The organism is Paraburkholderia graminis C4D1M, assembly GCF_000172415.1.
In the GTDB taxonomy this organism is placed as follows: domain Bacteria; phylum Pseudomonadota; class Gammaproteobacteria; order Burkholderiales; family Burkholderiaceae; genus Paraburkholderia; species Paraburkholderia graminis.
This window is the reverse complement of sequence record NZ_ABLD01000006.1, coordinates 266,878-287,706: the sequence shown is the minus strand read 5'-3', so window position 1 is coordinate 287,706 and position 20,829 is coordinate 266,878. Positions and strand designations below refer to the sequence as shown.

Here is a 20,829-nt window from a genome sequence, read left to right as displayed (position 1 = left end):
CAACTGTATTGGATAGACGGGAATGTGTAGGGGATGTGCCGACGTGTGACGCGTTGCAGCATCCCGGTACATACGCGCTGCATCGCCGTGTAAGTCCTGGCTTGCATAGTTCGTGAGCCGGACGCCAAATCACAAAACCGCACGACAGGTCACGCATTTCGGTGAGGAGGCGCGACATGGCAACGAACGCATCGGCGAGTGGCCGCAAGCATCGCGGACAGGCTGGCAAGGCAACGGCCAGTGGCTGGATCGGCTCGGCACTCGAGTACTACGATTTCTTCATCTACGCGCAGGCAGCGGCGCTCATCTTCCCGCAGTTGTTCTTTCCATCCGGCAATCCAAAGATCGCGATCGTCGCGTCGCTCGCGACGTATGGCGTCGGTTACGTCGCGCGGCCAATCGGCGCATTCGTACTCGGCCATTGGGGCGACACGCACGGCCGCAAGAACGTGCTGCTGCTCTGCATGTTCCTGATGGGCTTTTCGACGATGGCAGTCGGCCTGCTGCCTACTTATCACCATGTCGGGCTGCTCGCGCCGACGCTGCTCGTCGTGCTGCGTTTGATTCAAGGCTTCGCGGTGGCCGGAGAAATCTCGGGCGCGAGTTCAATGATTCTCGAACATGCGCCATTCGGACGACGCGGCTATTACGCGAGCTTCACGCTGCAAGGCGTGCAGGCCGGACAGATTCTTGCGGCCGCCGTGTTCCTGCCGCTCGCCTATTACATGGAAGAAAGCTCGTTCAATTCGTGGGGCTGGCGCATTCCGTTTCTGCTTAGCGCACTCGTGCTGGTGGCCGGCTACATCATCCGCCGCGAGGTCGAAGAAACACCCGCTTTCGCGAAAGAAGACGCGAGCGGCGGCGTGCCGAAGTCGCCGATTGCGGAAGCGTTCCGCTATAACTGGCAGGACATGCTGCGCGTGGTCGGCTGCTCGCTGATGAATGTGATTCCCGTCGTCGCGACGATCTTCGGCGCGGCGTATGCGGTGCAGGCCGCGTACGGCATCGGCTTTTCGAAGAGCGTGTACCTGTGGATACCCGTGATCGGCAATATTGTCGCCGTGCTCGTGATTCCATTTGTGGGCAATCTGTCGGACCGGATCGGCCGGCGTCTGCCGATCATCGTCGGCGCGCTCGGCGCGGGGCTGCTGTCATTTGGATACTTGTACGCGATCAGCATTCATAACGTCGCGCTCGCGATGGTGATGTCGATCCTCATGTGGGGCGTGGTCTACCAGGGCTATAACGCGACTTTCCCGAGCTTCTATCCCGAGCTTTTTCCGACGCGCTCGCGCGTCTCCGCGATGGCGATCGGACAGAACATCGGCACCACGATTACCGCATTGCTGCCCGCGTTGTTCGCTTATGTCGCGCCGCCGGGATCGCACAACGTTCCGGTCACGATCGGCGCGATCACCTTCGGCATAACGATCATCGCGGCGGTGACTGCGTGGAGCGCGCGCGAGAACTACCGCGTCAGATTGAGCGATCTCGGCCAACCCGGCGCAGTGCCGCTCGACAAGACGAGCTATGACCAGTTGAGAGCCGAAACGTTGGCTGAGTCGAAAAAGGCGGTTGCTTCATAGTGCTCCCGCAGCATCGTGTATTGCGGCTCAGCGCCACTGCGCAGTGAGTTCGTTCGCGAGGACCATCTTCTCGCGGACGCGTTCGATAAACGCCGCGTCGATGCCGCTTTGCGCCTTCAGGAATTTGAGCGCCGCCGAATGAACCACGCGCATCGCGCCGCCGTCTATTCCGCCGATACGCGCTGCGCTGCGGCGCGTTTCTTCCACGAGATCGCGCGCGCTGCTGAAGTCCGGTGACAGGCCGCTTTGCGCTTCAAAGCCGGCTTGCAAACCGGCCGCATGATCGCGCGACTGCCCGAGAAGATCCATGTCGACGAGCAGGTCGACGCCTTCTCCCATTCGGCACGCGCAAAGCACCCACAGCGCGACAAACGCGCGATACGCGTTATTGCCTTCCGCGCTGCGTGCATAGTGTTCGCACGCGATTGCATAGGCGTCGTCGGAAGCGGGCACAGCGGGCGGCAGTTTAACGTCGCACAAGTCGATGATCTGTTTGACCAACGGTTCCGCGCGATTCAACCCGAGTACGCGAAACGGCGCGGCCACAAAAAACGGATTGCGCCACTGCTGGTTGAGGAGCCACCCGGATGCAAATTGCGACGCGGGATTGCGCAGCACGCCGACGTGCATCGCATCCGGAAACGCCTGTCTGAGCCACGGCAATCTTCCTGACGAACGACAGAACTTGAACACCGGCACACTGCTCTGCTTTTGCCCGTACTCGCAAAGGCTGCGCAAATACGCCGCCAGCGCGGGGAATTCGGCGTCCGGCACGTCGCCGAAACGGTCGATGCCGAATGTTCTCCGGTATCCGCTCACACCGCGCACACTTTCCGGCAGGAACGGCCGGTACTCGTCGAAATACGGCGCATCGAGCGGCGGATGTCCCGAGGTTAGCGTCGGGAGGCTTGCGGACACGTCGGCGAGACTCAGGTCGGCGAGCACGTTGCTAAGCGGCTCGTAATATCCCGTCGCGCCGTTGAGCGCGCGAAGACGGGACCACACCCAGGTGCCGCCGCTGCGCCAGCCCGTATGCAGAAATATGGCCTTCATTCGTCTTCTTCCTCGAGACCGGCAAGCAGATCGTCGACGGCGCGATAGACCCGTTCGACAATCTCCGGACCCACCTTGCGCTCCAACTCGCGGTATTGCGCCTCCAGTTCCTTCGAGATCACACGCACGAGTTCGACGCTCGTATCGGTGAGCGAAACCAGCACGCGCCGCTGATCTTCCGCGAAACGCTCTTTCGTTATCAACTCCATGCTCTCCATGCGCGCGAGTACGCCCGCCATGCTCGGGCTCGAGATCGTGCAGATGTCGGAGATATGACGCGGCTCCATCGGGCCGTGCTCATTGAGCGCGCGAATCACGCGCCATTGCTGCTCGGTCAAACCGTGCGCCGTGATCAACGGACGAAAGCGCTCCATCATTTTTTCCCTGGCGCGCAGCAGCAGCATCGGCAGGTTGCGGTGCAAAACTCGTGTGGAAGCAGACGAAGACATAGTGGGCGATGAATGAAAGCAGCCGTCGAAACTTAAGGGAAAACCCGCGATCAGCCGACTGGCTATTGACCCCGGATCATATCAAGCGCAATACTACTAACATGTTAGTGTTTATGTCGAGTCTCCATTCAGAGGCATAGCCAGTTCATGTTTGCACTTGCCGATTATCTGTTGCACCCGGAAGGCGACGCGTTGCCTCGCGATGTCGATGCGCAAACCGCGGCGGCGCTGCTCGCGCGCGGCATGGCGTGCCGGCCGCCTGTGAGCGGCGCAGTCTACGGCACTTTGCTCAACGACCGTGCCGCGCTCAATGCGCTCGGCGATGCGATGCATGCCGCGCCGTACAAGGCGCCGCCGAAAGCGCCGGTTCTTTATCTGAAGCCGCGCAATACGCACGCGGGGCATCGGGCGAAAGTCGTCGTGCCGGACGATGAGCTGGGCGTCGAGTTAGGCGCTTCGCTTGGCATCGTGATCGGGCGCACTGCGACGCGCGTCAGCGCCGAGCGTGCGTTCGACTATCTCGCGGGCTACACGCTCGTGGCCGATCTCAGCGTACCGCACGCGAGCGTATATCGGCCCTCCGTGCGATTCCGGGCGCGCGACGGTTTTTGCGTGATCGGACCGGCGCTCGTCGCAGCGCGGCACGTTGCGAATCCCGACGAACTCGCCATTACGGTTGCGCTCAACGGTGCGCATGTGTTCACGGCGAGCACGGCGTCGTCGGTGCGCAATGTGGCGCAATTGCTCGCGGATGTCACCGACTTCATGACGCTCGCGCCAGGCGACGTCATCACGACAGGTGTGCGGCACGGCTCGCCCGTCGCGCATCGCGGCGACGAGGCGATGCTGTCAATCGGCGCGCTGCCGCCGCTTCACGTCTCGTTTGTCGGCGCAACTCAACACGACGGAGAACAGTCATGATGCGCGGCCGCGTGGCCTATGCAGGCGCAATTCACGAAGCCTATCCGCACGCGAAAGGCGTGCAGCTTGCGGACGGACGTATATGCGCCGAAGAGCAGGTCGTCTGGCTCGCGCCTGTCGAAGTCGGCACCATCTTCGCACTCGGATTGAACTACGCCGAGCATGCGAAAGAATTGCAGTTCAACAAGCAGGAAGAGCCGCTGGTGTTCCTGAAGGGACCGGGTACGGTGCTCGGTCATCGCGGCTTCACTCGCCGCCCCGCCGATGTGGCCTTCATGCACTACGAGTGCGAACTCGCTGTGGTGATCGGGCAAACCGCGCGCAACGTACAACGCGAACATGCGATGCAGCACGTGGCCGGCTACATGATCGCCAACGACTACGCGATCCGCGACTACCTCGAAAACTATTACCGCCCGAACCTGCGCGTAAAGAATCGCGACGGCGCGACGGTACTCGGCCCGTGGTTCGTCGACGCTGCCGATATCGACGACGTCACGCAACTGGAATTGCGCACGTTCGTCAACGGCACGCTGCAACAACGCGGCAACACGCGCGATCTCGTGACCGACATTCCCGCGCTGATCGAATACCTCAGCGGCTTCATGACGCTCGCGCCGGGCGACGTGATTCTGACCGGCACACCGGAAGGCATCGTCAATGTGAATGCCGGCGACCAAGTAGTGTGCGAGATCGACGGTCTGGGCCGCCTCGTCAACACGATTGCATCCGACGCGGATTTTGGCCGCGCGTGATCGGCAGCATAAAGAAAAGGGACAACGCAATGCGAATCGAACATCTGATCAACGGCAAGACAGCCGGCGCGAAAGACTACTTTGAAACGGTCAACCCGGCGACGCAGGAAGTACTCGCCGAAGTGGCGCGCGGCGGCGAAGAAGAAGTGCATGCCGCCGTGCGAGCCGCAAAAGAAGCCTTTCCCGCATGGGCGAGCAAGCCCGCCGCCGAACGCGCGAAGCTGATCCGCAAGCTCGGCGAATTGATCGCGAAGAACGTACCGGATATTTCAGAAGCCGAAACAAACGATACCGGCCAGACGATTTCGCAAACGCGCAAGCAACTCGTGCCGCGCGCGGCCGATAACTTCAGCTATTTCGCCGAGATGTGCACGCGCGTCGACGGTCATACCTATCCGACCGACACGCATCTGAATTACACGCTGTTCCATCCAGTCGGTGTGTGCGCGCTGATTTCGCCGTGGAATGTGCCGTTCATGACAGCCACGTGGAAAGTCGCGCCGTGCCTTGCGTTCGGCAATACGGCGGTGCTCAAGATGAGCGAGTTGTCGCCGCTGACCGCGTCGATGCTCGGCAATCTCGCGCTGGAAGCCGGCATTCCGGCCGGCGTGCTGAACGTCGTGCACGGCTTCGGCAAGGAAACCGGCGAGCCGCTCGTCGCGCATCCGGACGTGCACGCAGTGTCGTTCACCGGATCGACCGCGACAGGTAACCGGATCGTGCAGACCGCGGGTCTCAAGAAGTTCTCGATGGAACTTGGCGGCAAATCGCCATTCGTTATTTTCGACGACGCCGATTTCGAACGCGCGCTCGACGCCGCTATTTTCATGATCTTTTCGAACAACGGCGAACGGTGTACTGCGGGCTCGCGCATTCTGGTGCAGAAGTCGATCTACGTGAAGTTTGCGGAGCGCTTTATCGAGCGTGCAAAGCGCCTCACGGTAGGCGACCCGCTTGCCGACAGCACGATCATTGGCCCGATGATCAGCCAGGGGCATCTGGCCAAAGTGCGCAGCTATATTGAACTCGGCCCGAAAGAAGGCGCGACGCTGGCGTGCGGCGGCCTCGATACACCTGATTTGCCCGAGGCCATGCGCAAAGGCAACTTCGTGATGCCCACGGTTTTCGTCGATGTGGACAATCGCATGCGTATCGCGCAGGAAGAGATCTTTGGCCCGGTCGCGTGCCTGATTCCATTCGACGACGAAGCCGACGCAATTTGGCTCGCGAACGACATCTCGTACGGCCTCTCGAGCTATATCTGGACCGAAAACAGCGGACGCGCGCATCGCGTCGCGGCTGCCGTCGAAGCCGGCATGTGCTTCGTCAACAGCCAGAACGTGCGCGATTTGCGGCAACCGTTCGGCGGCACGAAGGCGTCAGGTGTGGGACGCGAAGGCGGCACGTGGAGCTACGAAGTGTTCCTCGAACCGAAGAACATATGCGTGTCGCTCGGCTCGCATCACATTCCGCGCTGGGGCGTCTGACACGCCGGACAATTTCACGCGAGGCCCGCAAGGTCTCGCGGCACAGAAGAGGAGACCGCGATGGGTAAGCTCGCGCTGGCAGCAAAAGTGACACACGTGCCGTCGTTATATCTGTCCGAACTCGACGGTCCGCATAAAGGTTGCCGTCAGCCCGCCATCGACGGCCATCATGAAATCGGCCGGCGTTGCCGCGAATTGGGCGTGGATACGATTGTCGTGTTCGACGTGCATTGGCTCGTCAATAGCGAGTACCACATCAATTGCGCGCCGAAATTCGAAGGCGTCTACACGAGCAACGAACTGCCGCATTTCATCAAGAACATGCCGTATGCGTATCCCGGCAATGTGGAACTCGGCAATCTGATCGCCGAAGCCGCGAACGAAATCGGCGTGAAAAGCCGCGCGCATAGCGAAACCACGCTTGAGCTCGAATACGGCACGCTCGTGCCGATGCGCTATATGAACAGCGATCAGCATTTCAAAACCGTGTCGGTCGCAGGCTGGTGTATGTGGCATCAATTGGAAACGAGTGCGCGCTTCGGGCTCGCGGTACGCAAGGCAATCGAAGAACGCTATGACGGCGCGGTTGCGATTCTCGCGAGTGGGTCGCTGAGTCATCACTTTGCCGACAACGGCACCGCCGAGCAGTTCATGCACAAAGTGTGGAGTCCCTTTCTCGAACAGATGGACCGCCGGGTTGTCGAGCTCTGGCAAGCCGGTGACTGGAAAACCTTTTGCGACATGCTGCCGCTCTACAACGAAAAATGCTGGGGCGAAGGCGGCATGCACGACACGGCAATGCTGCTTGGCGCGCTAGGCTGGGACCGCTATGACGGCAAGGTGGAAGTGATTACGCCGTATTTCGGCAGTTCGGGAACCGGGCAGATCAATGCGATCTTTCCGGTCACGCCGCTGCCCGCCTGAATCGAAAACGGAGGAGTTATCGTGCCGCATCTGACACTGGAATACAGCGCTAATCTCGCCGATGGAGAAAGTATTAGCCGCTTATGCAATACGCTCGCTGAGAGCCTCGCCGCGCAGCGCGACCAGGAGAAGAGCGTTTATCCAATCGGCGGCATTCGCGTGCGCGCGCTGCCTTGCGAGCACTATTGCATTGCCGATGGACGCGCGGATGCAGCGTTTCTACACGCGAACCTGAAGATTGCCGCAGGCCGCTCTGGCGCGATAAAGAAAGCAACCGGCGATGCGTTGTTCGAAACGATCAAGCAGCACTTCGCCAATGAGTTTGAAACGTGCGGGCTCGCGTTGTCGCTGGAAATCAACGAATTCAGCGAAGCCGGCACGTGGAAACACAACAACCTGCATGCGCGGCTCAAAGCGCAGTAGCGAGCCGGCACACACTCATAGCGGCTCAATAGAGAACCATCATGCTAGACCAACAAACTATTCGCGATCTCGCGGCGCAACTCGATCATGCGGAGAAGACGCGCACGCAATTGCGCCACTTTTCCGCGGCGTATCCGCAGATGACGGTGGAGGACGGTTACGCGATTCAGCGCGAATGGGTGAAGCTCAAGCTCGCCGAAGGCCATGTAATCAAAGGACGCAAGATCGGCCTCACGTCGCGCGCAATGCAACGCTCTTCGCAGATCGACGAACCCGATTACGCGCCGCTGCTCGACAGCATGTTTATCGAAAACGGCCAGGACATTCGCGCGGATCGCTTCATTGCGCCGCGCGTCGAAGTGGAACTGGCGTTCGTGTTGAGCAAGCCGCTCAAGGGCCCCGGCATCACGCTATTCGATGTACTCGACGCCACTGCGTACGTCACGCCCGCCGTTGAAATCATCGACGCGCGCATCGAGCAGTTCGACCGCGACACGCGCGCGCCGCGCAAGGTGTACGACACGATTTCCGACTTCGCGGCCAATGCGGGCATCGTGCTCGGCGGGCGTCCGGTGCGTCCGCTCGATGTCGATCTTCGCTGGGTCGGCGCACTGCTGTATAAAAACGGCGCCGTCGAAGAAAGCGGACTCGCGGCCGCAGTGCTCAATCATCCGGCGACGGGCGTCGCGTGGCTCGCGAACAAGATTGCTCCGTACGACGAAATGCTCAACGCAAACGACGTGATTCTGAGCGGCTCGTTCACGAGCCCGATCGCCGCGAAGGCGGGCGACACCTTTCACGTCGACTATGGTCCGCTCGGCGGAATTGGTTTGAACTTCATTTGAGTGCGCACATGTCCTTGCCGCAAAACACATTCAAGCGCGCGCTGCGCGAAGGCACGCCGCAATTCGGCTTGTGGGCCGCGCTCGCCGATGCCTACGTGACCGAGTTGCTCGCCACCGCCGGGTTCGACTGGCTGCTGATCGACAACGAACACGCGCCGAACGACGTGCGCAGCACGCTCGCGCAATTGCAGGCGGTGGCCGCGTACGCATCGCATCCGGTCGTGCGGCCGGTGCGCAGCGACAGCGCGCTGATCAAGCAGTTGCTCGACATCGGCGCGCAGACTTTGCTTCTGCCGATGATCGACACCGCCGAACAGGCCGCCGATGCCGTCGCGGCCACGCGCTATCCGCCGCACGGCATTCGCGGCGTGGGCAGCGCATTGGCGCGCGCGTCGCGCTGGAACCGCGTGCCCGATTACCTGAACCGCGCCGCCGACGAACTGTGCGTGATCGTGCAAGTGGAGACCGTGCAAGGCATGGACAATCTGCCGGCGATTGCAGCGGTCGACGGCGTCGACGGCGTTTTTTTCGGTCCTTCGGATCTGAGCGCGTCGATGGGTCTGCTCGGCAAGCCGGGCGATAGAAGCGTGCGCGAAGCGATTCGCGGCGGCATAGAAACCGTGCGGAATGCGGGCAAGGCCGCGGGCGTGCTCGCGCCTGATCGCGCGATCGCCGACGAGTATCTTGCGGCAGGCGCTACGTTTGTCGCGGTCGGAACGGATACGGGGTTGTTGAGCCGCGCGGCGGCGGATCTGGCCGCGTCGTATAAGGGCAATGTTCAGGCAGCGGCGGCCGTGAAAGGCGGGTACTAAAAGCGAGCGGCCGGCGACGATCTAACCGCCCCTCACTCCCCCGCCGGCCAGGGCAACCCTTGCGCCGACCAGTCCAACTCCACCCCGATCACCGAGCGCTCATCCGCGAACTGCGCCGCAAGCGTCACTGCAATGCAAGGTCTTCCGCTCGCGAGCGAAAGATAAGGATTACTGGCAATCGCCACACCCGGCAGCAGCACGGCATTGCGATAATACGGCCGATGATCCCACCGCGCATCGCGCGGATTGGCCACCGGATGCAGCGACGCGCCTTCCATGCTCCACGCCGGCCCCGGCACTTCCGGGCCGACCTGCCGACCCGAATCGTCGAGAACAAAGCAGCTCACGCAACGCTCGAACGACGCAAGTGCAGCGAACGCGCGCTCCATCGCGGCCCCCGCATGCAGCGCGTCCGCAGCCTCGCGCAACGCGAGGCGATACGGCTCCACCACAGACTCGAACAACGCATGCTGATGCGCGCGGCCTTGCGCGATGACATCGAAAGCATCGTCGATTCGCAGATGCACCGAGCCTGGCGGCGCGATCTCCGGCGCGGGCCGCCCGAGCAGATAACCTTGCGCGAAGTCCACATTCGATTCGACGGCGAGTATCAGTTCCTCGGTCGTCTCCACGCCCTCCACCACGACTAGCATGCCCGCCTGATGCAGCAGCGACACGAGCTTCGGCAAGATCGGCTGCTCGGTGCCGTGCCCGGTCGCGCGTATCAGTTCGCCGTCGAGCTTGACGATGTCCGGACGGATGCGCAGCAGCCGGTCGAGGTTCGATTGACCGGCGCCGAAATCGTCGACGGCAATCAGGAAGCCGTGCTCGCGGTACAACGCCGCCGCGCGCGACATCTCGTCGACGCTGCCGCCGTGCGACTCCAGAATCTCGAGGATCACCTGCTCCGGCGCGAGCCCCACTCTGCGCACGATCCCGGTGAGTTCATCGGCATAGCCCTCGGCGACGAAAGTGGCCGGCAGAATGTTGAGGAAAAGCCAGCCGTCCGAGGGCAGCGACGCGCGCGCGTTCGCCAGATGCACGGCATGACTCGCGCGGTCGAGCACCCCTTCGTCGTTGGCGGGCTTGCGCGCGAACAGCACCGCGGGCGGCAGCAAGGTGCCGTCGTCGAGCTCGCCGCGCAACAGCGCCTCGAAACCGACCTGCTTCTGATGCGACAAACTGAAGAGCGGCTGAAAGTGCGAGGTCAGGTAATAGTCTTCCCATTTATGCCGCGAGCCGCCCGCGCCCGCTGTGCCGCAAGCGTCCTCGATCAGCAGTTGCAGCGGCGCATCCGGCACCGGCCGCTCGGCGCATACGCGGTTCCTGCCGGACTGCTTCGCGCGTAGCAGGGCTTCGTCGGCGCGATCGAGCAGGACCATGATGTTTTCGTCGCCGCGATGCTCGGCCACGCCGAAGCTCGCGGTCAGATGACCGTCCGGGCGCTCGAGCGCGGCAATCGCACCGCGCAGCCGCTCGGCAAGGCGCAGCGCGCCGGCAAGTCCATCGCAGGACAGCACCGCGAATTCCTCGCCGCCGATCCGGCTCACACTGTCGCCGCGCGTGGTTTGCTCGAGCAGAACCTGGGCGACCTGGCGCAACGCGAGGTCGCCCACCGCATGACCGAACCTGTCGTTGAGCGACTTGAAATTGTCGATGTCGAGAAAAATCGCGCTGGCCTCGCCGCCGCGCGCGAGTTCGGCGAGGCGCCGCTCCGCCTGCGCGACGAACGCACGGCGGTTTTGCAGGCCGGTCAGCGGATCGGTCGCGGCCAGTTGCGCGAGCTGATCCTCGAGCAGAAAGTGATTGCGCCGGAACCCGTAAAAGCCGAAATGAAAGACGACGGCGGTCGGCATGCCGATCGCGGCGATCCACATCCACACGACCACATCGACGTCGGCCGTGTGCGGCGCAGACGGCAACAAGCCGATCGCCGCCGCATAGAAAAGCGCGCTGCCGACCACGAAATGCGTCGGCGTCAGCCACAGCGGCGCGGCGCAAACCGGGATCACGACCATCGCCGGCAAGGTCCACAGCAACGGCTGCTGCACGCCCGCCACGTTCAGCGCGAGACCGGCGACGAGCGTCAGCGAGAAGGCCACGCCGATCGCGCCGAACGTCCACGTCGATTTCGCGAGCGGAATGGCCAGCACCAGCAAAGCCAGCACGAGCGCGCAGCCGAGCCGGTACGCGAGCGGCTCGGCGGGCCCGGCGACGAGGCCGCGCGCCGCCACCAGACAGAGGAACGCGACGACTGTGAACGCCATCGTCACCGTCGAAAGCGGGCGCTGATGTTCAAGCGAGCGCTGGTGAAAGCGCTGGCGCAGGCCGGCATCGGCGGAGTGCTGCGGCGAGGTCAGGAGCATAGGAAGGGCTAGCAGGCGGGTCCGGTCACTCTACCGATGTATATCGGCAATCATCGGACGAATATTTAGCCCTTCGTGAAAAAAACCGCGCTTCAGCCCTCGCCGACGCCCGTTGCGTATTTGCGGCAATGCTCGAGATAGCCGGCCGCGTGAGTGCTGACCAGTTGGACGATGCTCTTCCAGAGCCAGCCGGGCGCATCCAGCGTTTTCGAGCGGTTCTTGCGCAACTCGGCCAGCCATGCCTTGCGTTCGGCGAGGTCCATCTGCCGCGCGTGCGCCTTGCCGACCACGAGCGCGAGAAAGCGAGCCGCCCTGGTCGCTTCGTCGCGGGTCAGTTGCTCGATGGTCAGCTTCATGTCCTGCGGCAGCAGTTCGCGCAACACGACGGGGCGGTCCGTGAGGCGCGCGGGCCTCATCCGTTCGCCGAGCGAAGGCGACAGATGCCGCGCGCCTTCCACCACGCGCTCGGCGTGATCGCGCGGCATTCTCACGCCCGAGCAGCGCGGCGCCGCGGCCTGCGCGGCTTCCTTGATGTCGACGAGGCATAGGTCGTCGCCGTCGGCCGCGGCGCCGTCGATGTCGAGCAGCACCGCGTAGCGCAACCGTCCGAGCGAACTGCAGCCCTTGACCCAGTACGCGGCGTCGAGCACCTGGACTTGCGCGTCGGCGCCCGCGCCGCGCAATGCGGTCGCGAGCGCGGCGATCGACCTGGTCCTGCACAGCTTGTCGATCTCGCGCCGCTCGGTTTTGTCGAGCGGCCAGAAACGCGAACCCAATGGAATATACGGCTCGGCGTCGTCGATACGCTCTTCGGCGAGATGACGCCACGTACGATGGATCGCCTCTTTCATCACGACGCGTACCGCCTCCGGTTTTTCCGCGTGAATGTCGGCCTCACCCGCGGTTTCGTCGAAGGCGCGTTCGTAGCCGTCGGCGAGCGCTTCCATCATGTGGACGATCGTCACGCCGGGCAGATCGGAGCCGCGCGCGGCCGTCGCAAGCGAGAGCCCGAGGCGGATCAGATCGTGCGCGGGATTGCCGATCACCGTCTGATCGAAGTCGCGCATCTGGATCTCGACGCGCCCGTAGGCATCCGCGACCGGCCCGATGTTGCCGGTATGGCAATCGCCGCAAATCCACACCGCCGGACCTTCGGGCAGCGCGTGGCCCTCGATGCCGTCGAGCCACTCATAGAACCGGCTCGTGCTGCCGCGCACATACGCATGCGCCGAGCGCGCCATTCTCGCGTTGCGGCGCGCGGTCAGGAGCGGCTGCCGGCCGTCGGCGCGAGGCATTTTCCTGGAACGCTTGCTGGGAGATTTCTTCGCCAGCTTGCTGGTTGCGACGGGCTTCTTCGGCATCGTACGGTCCGCTCTTATCAATCTGCGAAGCCGGCGACATTCGCCGTCGCCAGCGCTCGCGGCGCGCATTCGTCGCGCGCGCGTGCACTCGACATCCAGCAGAAAACGAGCCTATCGCTTGAAGGATTCTGTAAGGACGCGCAGCGCAACAACGACCATCGCGCGAACGATGAACCGCCGCAAAAGCAAACACGCAAAGGCTCGCTTCGACAGAAATGCGCATGCGCTTATTGCCGCTTTCGAATGCGCGCGCGAGCGCCGCAGGTAAAACTTGCGAGCGTTTAAGGTGCGCGCGCAACTAAACGGCATGCGCGGCGTATCGGCCCTTTACGCGGAGAATGTGAAACGGCAGACTGGACACCCACCTCATTAACGCGATCTCGTGGAGCGACGCATGCCCTTTCCGGCACAAGATCATGGCTGTACAGGCTGGGGCGGCGAAATGGCGCGGCGCATCAGTGAATTCGACTGGGCGGCGACCGGCGTCGGCGCGATCGCGGACTGGCCGCGCAGCCTCACCGCCACGGTGCAGTTGCTGCTCGCTTCGCCGGTGCCGCTCGTGCTGCTGTGGGGCCGCTCCGGCTACATGATCTACAACGACGCGTACGCAGTTTTCGCGGGCGGACGGCATCCGTATCTGCTGGGATGCCCGGTCGAAACAGGCTGGCCCGAAGTCGCCGAATTCAATCGCCACGTCATGACTACGTGCCTCGCGGGCGGCACGCTCTCGTATCGCGACAAGGAACTCGTGCTGCTGCGTGAAGGCAAGCCCGAGGACGTGTGGATGGATCTCTACTACAGCCCCGTCGCCGACGACAGCGGCGCGCCCGCGGGCGTGCTGGCCGTCGTCGTCGAAACGACTGGGCGCGTGCTGACCGAGCGCTGGCGGCAACGCGCCGAAGCGGAACTGCACGAGACCAACGAACGTCTGCAACTCGCGCTCAATACGGGTGCCGTGCTCGGCACTTGCGTCGTCGACATGCAGACCGGAAAGATCACCGGCGACGAGCGCTTTGCCCGCACCTTTTCGTTCTCCGTCGAAGAAGCCGCGCGAGGCGTCGATCACAGCGCCGCCGCCCGAATGATTCATCCAGACGATCAGTCGCTACTCGAACGCCTGAGCGCGGATGCGCTGCAAGAAGGCAAGCCGTTTCGCGCCGAGTACCGGATTCGCCGCCCTGACGGCGACTATGTGTGGGTGCAGGCAAACGGCCAGTGCGAGTTCGACGAACACGGTCAGCCGACACGCTTGCCGGCTGTGCTGATCGATATTCACGAACGCAAGATCGCCGAACAGTCGCTGCGCCAGTTGACCGAGACGCTCGAACAGCGCGTGGCCGACGCGGTCGCGGCGCGCGCGCTCGCCGAAGAACAACTGCGCCAGGCGCAGAAAATGGAAGCGATCGGCAGTCTCACCGGCGGCGTCGCGCACGACTTCAACAACGTGCTGCAAGTGATCAACGGCAACCTGCAGATGATGGCCGCCGACGCGAGCGGCAATCCGGCCACGCTGCGCCGTTTGTCGGCAGCGACCGACGCGGTGAAGCGCGGCGCGAAACTCGCCGCGCATCTGCTTGCGTTCGCGCGGCGCCAGCCGCTGTCGCCCACTGTGCTGAACCCGCGCCGCCTGCTTGCCGGCATGAGCGAGATGCTGCATCGCGCGCTCGGCGAAACCATGCGGATCGAAACCGTATTGAGCGACCATTTGTGGCACGTACAGGTCGATCGCAACCAGTTGGAAAACGCGCTGCTCAATCTCGCCATCAATGCACGCGACGCGATGAAGGCCGACGGCACGCTCACCGTGCGCGCCGCGAACCGCGTGCTGGACGCAGCGTTTTGCAGCGACAAGCCGGAGCTTTCGCCGGGCGAATACGTGGTGTTTTCCGTCACCGATACCGGCGCGGGCATGCCGCCCGACGTGCTCGAGCATGCGTTCGAACCGTTCTTTACGACCAAGCCTCACGGTCATGGCACGGGCCTGGGTCTCAGCATGGTGTTCGGCTTCGTTAGGCAGAGCGGCGGGCATACGCTGATCGAAAGCGAGTTGGGGCGCGGCACGACGGTATCGCTGTTTTTCCCGCGCTGCTGCGAGCCCGAAACGGCCGAAGCCGCCGATGAAACCAGCGCGCCGGTGGGCGGCGGCGAAACGGTCCTCGTGGTCGAGGACGATGCCGACGTGCGCCTGACCGCCGTCGAAATGCTGGTGCAGCTCGGCTATAAGGTGCTGACGGCGTCGAGCGGCGACGCGGCGCTCGAATTCATCGACAGCGATGTGCCGATCGACCTGCTGTTCACCGACGTCGTCATGCCCGGCAAGATCAAAAGCGTCGAGTTGGCGCGGCGTGCCGCGGCCCGCTCGCCGTCGGTGCCGACGCTGTTCACGTCGGGCTACACGCGCGATGAAATCGTCCACCACGGCAAGCTCGACGCGGGCATCACGCTGCTCTCCAAGCCCTACCGCCGCGACGATCTCGCGCGCAAGGTGCGCGGGGTGCTGCGCGCCGCCGCCGGCGGAGCTGGCGGCACGGCGGCTGTCGGCAAGATGACGGATCGCGAAATCGCCGCTTGTGTGCCGAGCGTTGCGTATGATCCGGCGAGTGGCGATGCGTCGGGCGTCGCTACGTCGGGCGTCGATGCGCCGGGCCTCGCCACGCCGTTGACTCCAACACCCAAGGCAGCCGCAAACGAGAGCGAGTCCGCATCGACCGACGCGCCCGCGCGCTCGCCGGCTCATGTGCTGCTGGTCGAGGACGACGCCGATTCGCGCGAGGCGCTAAGCTGCCTGCTCGGCGCGCTCGGGCTCGATTGCACGTCGGTCGGCAGCGCCGAAGAAGCGCTGCCGCTGCTGCCGGCGCAGCGCTACGACATTCTGTTCACCGACATCACGCTGCCCGGCATGTCGGGCGACAACCTCGCGCGCGCCGTGTTGCGCGAGCAGCCTGACGTGCAGGTGCTGCTGGTGTCCGGCTATGGCGCACAGGCGCCGATCGGCGAGCGCATCCCCGGCGCGCGACTGCTCGGCAAGCCGTTCGACCTCGCGCAACTGCGGCGCGAACTGGCGCAATGGGTCAATCCGATCGAAGCGGCATCGTAACGCCGGCACGGCCACGCAAGCGATGAGCTTTTAGCCCCATGCCGCGGAATGCGGCATATATTGGTTTATATCGATGCAAGCACACACGGCGCGAAGTGCGCGACACCTGCGCGCCCTGGTATGATGCCGGGCACGCCTGTTCCGCTGTCGAATGGGCGCCTTGCGAATGGGCGCCTTGCCCTCCGCCGCTTTTTGTCACGAGAGTCATCATGCCCGCTCAACACGACCCTGCCGCCAACCCGAGTCCCGCGAAGGCGACGCGCAAAGAGCTGTCCATTACGGTGCGCAATCTTCTGATGGTGGCCGTCGGCGTCATCGTGTTCGCGGCGGTCGCGGGCGTGGTGCTGTATGAGCCGATTGCTTACGGCGACGCCATTCCGAACTTCGGCATCATTCTGATGCTCACGGTCCCGGTGATTGCGGGCGTGGCGTTTCGCGTGGGGCTGGATGCGTGGCTGGATCGGCAGTAAGCGTCATCGCGACGTGAGTTAGCCACGCACTGCCAGTGGCAGTAGCCAATTCCTTCGGCAACATAAACCACAACTTCTAATCGAGCTTCCTCGCGCGGTTAGATTCCGCGCGTTGCGTCACCTCGTTGCGCCATCTCAATGCGCCGTTCCAGCGCGCAGATCAGACTTCCCAATCCGAGCTTCCCGCCGCACTCCGGTTGTCCTGAAGAATCGGGGAACGCCACTTGCTCGTACGTTATCGCCGTCCACCTTTTTTGTCGCCTCTTATCGGATACGTCAGATGAGCTACCAGAACCTGGACAACGAGATCGCCCATCTCGAGCGGGTGTTCGGGCGGATCTCGGTGAATGACGCGATTCCGCTTTCGTACTGGGACAGTCGCTTGCGGATGCTGGCGAATGCGCCGCTCGTGCCCGCGCAACAGGCGCGGCTCGCGCGGCTCGAAGCCACGCTTGCCGCGCTGCGGGAGCCCGAGGAAGCGGTCTGCGAAGCGCCCGGCCCGCGCTCGAAGGATGCCCGCTGATGACCGATGCCACGCGCGAAGAGCAACGGCAGTCATCCGCCGAATCGACGGAATCCGCCGGCAACGACGTCCCGCGAGCCCAGGACGCCGGCGCCGATTCCCCGCATCTGAACGAGGGCGAGCAGGATCAGGCGGCGCATCACACCGCCCCGCACGCGCTCGTGCTGCATGAGATCGTCCGCGAAGAGGGCGAAGCCGCACTCGAGCGGACGATTGGCGCGCTGATCTGGTCGTCGCTCGCGGCCGGGCTTTCAATGGGCTTTTCGTTTCTCACGCAAGCGGTGCTCGAAGCAGGACTGCCGGATACGTCATGGCGTCATCTGGTGTCGAGCTTCGGTTACTCGATGGGTTTCGTGCTCGTCATCATGGGACGGCAGCAGCTTTTCACCGAAAGCACGCTCACCGTCGTGCTGCCCGTCTTGACGCGGCGCGATCCGAAGACGCTGCTGAAAGCCATGCGCCTATGGGCCATCGTGCTGTTCTTCAATCTCGTGAGCACATGGATTTTCGCCGCGATGCTGCGCATTCCCGATGTGTTCGCGCCCGCCGTGGTGCAGGCATTCGGCGAGGTGTCGCGCGCCGCCGTCGGTTCCGAACACATGCTGCCGACGATGGTGAAAGCGGTTTTCGCGGGCTGGCTGATTGCGTTGATGGTGTGGCTATTGCCGAGCGCGCGTTCGGGCCGCCTGCTGACGGTGCTGCTGATTACCTATGTGGTGGCCGTGAGCCATCTGTCGCATATCATCGCCGGATCGACGGAAGTGGCGTATGCGTTTTTCAGCGGCGACGCGAGTCTGCGCGATTATTTTCTGCGCTTCCTCGTGCCGACGCTCGTGGGTAATACCGTGGGCGGAATGTCATTGGTCGCGCTGCTGAATCACGCGGCGATCGCGCCGGAAATCAACGGTCATCGCTGACGCTTGAAAGCAGAGGCGCCGTGATCCACGGCGCGTCAGCCGATCAGAATGCGCGCGCCGAGCGCGAGCACCAGCGCAGGCAGCATCACCACGACGCCCACCTTCAGGAACTTCATGAAGCTCACGTCCTCGCCTTCGCGACGAATCGCGTTGAGCCAGAGGATGGTCGCGAGCGAGCCGGTGATCGACATGTTGGGCCCGAGATCGACGCCGATCAGCAGCGCGTCGATCACGCGCTCGGGACTATGCGCCTGCATCACCGTCGAACTCGCGATCAGGCCGGCCGGCAAATTGTTCATCAAGTTGCTGCCGATCGCGATCGCCATGCCGGCCCAACCCGCCGTGCTCGCTTCGTTGTGCGCGGCACCCTCCTGTGTCAACGCGGCCAGCATGCGGATCACGCCGGTATGGTCCAGCATTTCGACGAGCACGAAGAGCGCGGCCACGAGCGGCAGCACGCTCCACGATATTTCGCGGATCATCGGCAACGGCGATTTGCGCTCCTGGATCAACACGACGATTGCGGTCAACGCACCGAGTATCGCCGTGGGCAAGCCCAACGGAATATCGAACGCCGATACGGCCAGCAGCACGACGGCCGTCACCGCAATGCCCGCGAGCGCAACGCGTCCACTCGACGAGAGCCGCAGCGGCTCGAGATTCGCCTCGCAGATGCCGGCAAGCGCGTCGCGCTGCGTCCAGCGCAGCAGCGCATACGTTGCGCCGATCGACAGCAGCGAAGGCAACGCGAAGCGCATAAGCCACGGCCCAAGCGCGGGCGTGTGGTTGCCGTACAGCACGATGTTGGCCGGGTTCGAGATCGGCAGAACGAAGCTCGCCGCGTTGGCAATGAACGCGCAGACGAAGAGCAGCGGCAACGGATCGGTCTTCGCTTTCTTCGCGGCGGCAAACACAGCCGGCGTGAGCACGACCGCGGTGGCGTCATTCGAAAGAAAGGCCGTGATTACCACGCCGACCAGATAGACCAGCATGAAGAGCTTGCGCGGCGAGCCTTGCGCATGATTCACGGCGAGCACGGCGACCCAGTCGAACAGACCTTCACGGCGGCCGACTTCGGAGAGCAGCATCATGCCGAACAGAAACAGATAGACGTCGGTGCCCTTACCGACGGCTTCCATCGCGAGATGAAGCGGCAGCAGCCCGAGCGAGACCAGCAGCACCGCGCCCGCCACCGCCCACACTGCCTCGGGCCATTTGAAAGGCCGCGTGATAACGCCGGCTGTAGCGAAGGCGGCGATGCCCCATGAAAGGAAAATCGAAGTCAAAACTAACGTCCTGAATGATGGTTGTACGTGGGCCGTGCCCGGTGCGCAGGATAACCCAACTCGGTTCGACCTCCGCCGTTCGTCGGTGCTCGTTGCAACGTGCAGGCCCGGACGGCATTAACGTCATCCGTAGAACGATGTGTTCTCTCGCATCCGGCTATTCGGTTCTTCTTGACATCCCTATCATTCGCAGTCAGCGCGGCAACGGCTTGCTCGCCGATTCGCTACGGACTGTTGGCAATCAAATTCCCCACTGTGTGCAATGAACGCGCATGGGTTCGATAGGATGCGTACCACCATGAAAACGATACTTCATCACTCCATCCTGGCGGGCGCCGCCGCGCTGTCGCTGTTCGGCGCGAGCGTCGCGCATGCCGACGTCGACACCAGCAAAAGCACCGTGATCGCGACGACGAAACAGATGAACGTGCCCGTCGACGGCAAGTTCAGGAAGTTTTCGGCGCAGCTATCGTTCGATCCGGCGAAGCCGACGGCGGGCAGCGCGAACGTGTCGATCGACACCGGCAGCTACGACCTAGGCGCCGACGACTACAACAAGCAGGCGCAAGGCAAGGAGTGGTTCGACAGCGCCGCTTACCCGGCCGCTACCTTCGTTTCCAGCGCGATCGCGCCGGCGGGCGGCAATCAGTACAAGATCACCGGCAAGCTGACCATCAAGGGCAAATCGCAGACGGTGGTCGTGCCGGTCACCATTGCAAGCCAGGGCTCGACGCAAACCTTCGACGGTTCATTGCCGATCAAGCGCTCGCAGTTCGACGTCGGCACCGGCGAATGGAAAGACACGTCCGTCGTCGCCGACGAAGTCGTCATCAAGTTCCATCTCGTCGCCTCGAAGAAGTAATTAGAAACCCGAAGCAAATCATCAAAGCGCCGTCGCGCTTCTTAAAACCTGGAGAACATCTTGAAGAAGCAATTCCTGCTCGCCGCCGGCGCTCTCGCCGCCGCCCTGTCGTTCAACGCAATGGCCGCCGACACGTATCAACTCGATCCGACGCACACGGCCCCGAGCTTCGAAGCGGATCACTTCGGCGGCGTATCGATCTGGCGCGGCAAGTTCAAGAAAAGCACCGGTACCGTCGTGCTCGATCGCGCGGCGAAAACCGGCACGGTCGAGGTGACCATCGACATGAGTTCGGTGGACATCGGCAACGACAAGCTCGACGCGGAACTGGTCGGCGAGAAGTTCTTCGACGTCGCGAAGTATCCGAGCGCGACCTACAAGGGCACGCAAATCCGCTTTGAAGGCGACAAGCCGGTGGAAGTGATCGGCACGCTGACCATGCATGGCGTGACCAAGCCGGTGAATCTGAAGATCGAGTCGTTCAAGTGCTTCGTGAACCCGATGCTCAAGCGCGAAGTGTGCGGCACGGAATCGACGGCGACGTTCAACCGCGACGATTTCGGCGTCGACTTCGGCAAGACGTACGGCTTCAAGATGCAGACCACGCTGCATATCCAGGCTGAAGGGATCAAGCAGTAAACCTCGTTATGGCGGGCGCCGCTGCGCGCCCGCTATAGTCGCTACTTACGCGG

The 20,829-nt window shown here is 63.1% G+C and carries 19 protein-coding genes; 14 read left to right on the top strand and 5 right to left on the bottom strand.

From position 1 onward, the window contains the following. Window positions 1-176 precede the first annotated feature (176 nt). Window positions 177-1,586, top strand: coding sequence for an MFS transporter (locus tag BGRAMDRAFT_RS13555; protein WP_006049322.1), 1,410 nt, complete (start codon window positions 177-179; stop codon window positions 1,584-1,586). Window positions 1,587-1,613: 27 nt separating this feature from the next. Here the strand turns inward: BGRAMDRAFT_RS13555 and BGRAMDRAFT_RS13550 are convergent, their stop codons facing one another. Further along, on the bottom strand, window positions 1,614-2,639 hold the full coding sequence (locus tag BGRAMDRAFT_RS13550) for a hypothetical protein (RefSeq protein ID WP_006049321.1): 1,026 nt from the start codon (window positions 2,637-2,639) through the stop codon (window positions 1,614-1,616). Next, window positions 2,636-3,043 carry a homoprotocatechuate degradation operon regulator HpaR gene (gene hpaR, locus BGRAMDRAFT_RS13545; RefSeq protein ID WP_006049320.1) on the bottom strand — a complete coding sequence of 136 codons (408 nt, stop codon included), beginning with the start codon at window positions 3,041-3,043 and terminating at the stop codon, window positions 2,636-2,638. Before hpaR ends, BGRAMDRAFT_RS13550 begins: the two co-directional genes overlap by 4 nt. Before the next feature lie 192 nt (window positions 3,044-3,235). Here hpaR and BGRAMDRAFT_RS13540 point away from each other — a divergent pair, with 192 nt between their 5' ends. From BGRAMDRAFT_RS13540 to hpaI, 7 genes are read left to right on the top strand one after another with little or no spacing between them, the layout of a single operon-like run. Next, a complete protein-coding gene (locus BGRAMDRAFT_RS13540; protein ID WP_006049319.1) occupies window positions 3,236-4,009 on the top strand; it encodes a fumarylacetoacetate hydrolase family protein in 774 nt (257 codons plus the stop codon). After that, the gene (locus BGRAMDRAFT_RS13535; protein ID WP_006049318.1) at window positions 4,006-4,764 is read left to right on the top strand and encodes a fumarylacetoacetate hydrolase family protein; all 759 of its coding nucleotides are present in this window, start codon (window positions 4,006-4,008) and stop codon (window positions 4,762-4,764) included. The genes BGRAMDRAFT_RS13540 and BGRAMDRAFT_RS13535 overlap by 4 nt, the downstream gene beginning before the upstream one ends. A 29-nt stretch (window positions 4,765-4,793) precedes the next feature. Next, on the top strand, window positions 4,794-6,251 hold the full coding sequence (gene hpaE, locus BGRAMDRAFT_RS13530) for a 5-carboxymethyl-2-hydroxymuconate semialdehyde dehydrogenase (RefSeq protein WP_006049317.1): 1,458 nt from the start codon (window positions 4,794-4,796) through the stop codon (window positions 6,249-6,251). A 60-nt stretch (window positions 6,252-6,311) separates the two neighbouring features. After that, the gene (gene hpaD, locus BGRAMDRAFT_RS13525) at window positions 6,312-7,175 is read left to right on the top strand and encodes a 3,4-dihydroxyphenylacetate 2,3-dioxygenase (RefSeq protein ID WP_006049316.1); all 864 of its coding nucleotides are present in this window, start codon (window positions 6,312-6,314) and stop codon (window positions 7,173-7,175) included. A gap of 21 nt (window positions 7,176-7,196) precedes the next feature. Then, window positions 7,197-7,598, top strand: a complete 402-nt coding sequence (locus BGRAMDRAFT_RS13520) for a 5-carboxymethyl-2-hydroxymuconate Delta-isomerase (protein ID WP_006049315.1) — start codon at window positions 7,197-7,199, stop codon at window positions 7,596-7,598. Between the two features lie 41 nt (window positions 7,599-7,639). Continuing rightward, the gene (hpaH, locus tag BGRAMDRAFT_RS13515; RefSeq protein WP_006049314.1) at window positions 7,640-8,443 is read left to right on the top strand and encodes a 2-oxo-hept-4-ene-1,7-dioate hydratase; all 804 of its coding nucleotides are present in this window, start codon (window positions 7,640-7,642) and stop codon (window positions 8,441-8,443) included. An 8-nt stretch (window positions 8,444-8,451) separates the two neighbouring features. After that, on the top strand, window positions 8,452-9,255 hold the full coding sequence (gene hpaI, locus BGRAMDRAFT_RS13510) for a 4-hydroxy-2-oxoheptanedioate aldolase (protein WP_006049313.1): 804 nt from the start codon (window positions 8,452-8,454) through the stop codon (window positions 9,253-9,255). 32 nt (window positions 9,256-9,287) lie between these two features. Here hpaI and BGRAMDRAFT_RS13505 read toward each other — a convergent pair whose 3' ends face one another. Further along, window positions 9,288-11,621 (bottom strand): bifunctional diguanylate cyclase/phosphodiesterase, encoded by a 2,334-nt coding sequence (locus BGRAMDRAFT_RS13505; RefSeq protein ID WP_006049312.1) that lies wholly within the window; start codon window positions 11,619-11,621, stop codon window positions 9,288-9,290. A 92-nt stretch (window positions 11,622-11,713) separates the two neighbouring features. After that, window positions 11,714-12,982 carry a DUF2252 domain-containing protein gene (locus BGRAMDRAFT_RS13500; protein ID WP_006049311.1) on the bottom strand — a complete coding sequence of 423 codons (1,269 nt, stop codon included), beginning with the start codon at window positions 12,980-12,982 and terminating at the stop codon, window positions 11,714-11,716. A 394-nt stretch (window positions 12,983-13,376) separates the two neighbouring features. Here BGRAMDRAFT_RS13500 and BGRAMDRAFT_RS13495 point away from each other — a divergent pair, with 394 nt between their 5' ends. From BGRAMDRAFT_RS13495 to BGRAMDRAFT_RS13480, 4 genes are all read left to right on the top strand, one after another. Continuing rightward, entirely contained in the window at window positions 13,377-16,079 is a 2,703-nt protein-coding gene (locus BGRAMDRAFT_RS13495) for a response regulator (RefSeq protein ID WP_006049310.1), read from the top strand. Window positions 16,080-16,288: 209 nt separating this feature from the next. Continuing rightward, on the top strand, window positions 16,289-16,549 hold the full coding sequence (locus BGRAMDRAFT_RS13490; RefSeq protein WP_006049309.1) for a hypothetical protein: 261 nt from the start codon (window positions 16,289-16,291) through the stop codon (window positions 16,547-16,549). Between the two features lie 280 nt (window positions 16,550-16,829). After that, window positions 16,830-17,072: a hypothetical protein gene (locus tag BGRAMDRAFT_RS13485; protein WP_006049308.1), complete on the top strand. Its 243-nt coding sequence runs from the start codon at window positions 16,830-16,832 to the stop codon at window positions 17,070-17,072. Next, the gene (locus tag BGRAMDRAFT_RS13480; RefSeq protein WP_006049307.1) at window positions 17,072-17,989 is read left to right on the top strand and encodes a formate/nitrite transporter family protein; all 918 of its coding nucleotides are present in this window, start codon (window positions 17,072-17,074) and stop codon (window positions 17,987-17,989) included. Before BGRAMDRAFT_RS13485 ends, BGRAMDRAFT_RS13480 begins: the two co-directional genes overlap by 1 nt. 35 nt (window positions 17,990-18,024) lie before the next feature. Here BGRAMDRAFT_RS13480 and BGRAMDRAFT_RS13475 read toward each other — a convergent pair whose 3' ends face one another. Then, window positions 18,025-19,275: an arsenic transporter gene (locus BGRAMDRAFT_RS13475; RefSeq protein WP_006049306.1), complete on the bottom strand. Its 1,251-nt coding sequence runs from the start codon at window positions 19,273-19,275 to the stop codon at window positions 18,025-18,027. Between the two features lie 298 nt (window positions 19,276-19,573). Here BGRAMDRAFT_RS13475 and BGRAMDRAFT_RS13470 point away from each other — a divergent pair, with 298 nt between their 5' ends. Further along, complete coding sequence (locus tag BGRAMDRAFT_RS13470) at window positions 19,574-20,137, top strand: YceI family protein (RefSeq protein WP_006049305.1); 564 nt, start codon at window positions 19,574-19,576, stop codon at window positions 20,135-20,137. 60 nt (window positions 20,138-20,197) lie between these two features. Next, window positions 20,198-20,776 carry a YceI family protein gene (locus BGRAMDRAFT_RS13465; protein ID WP_006049304.1) on the top strand — a complete coding sequence of 193 codons (579 nt, stop codon included), beginning with the start codon at window positions 20,198-20,200 and terminating at the stop codon, window positions 20,774-20,776. The last annotated feature ends 53 nt before the right edge of the window (window positions 20,777-20,829 follow it).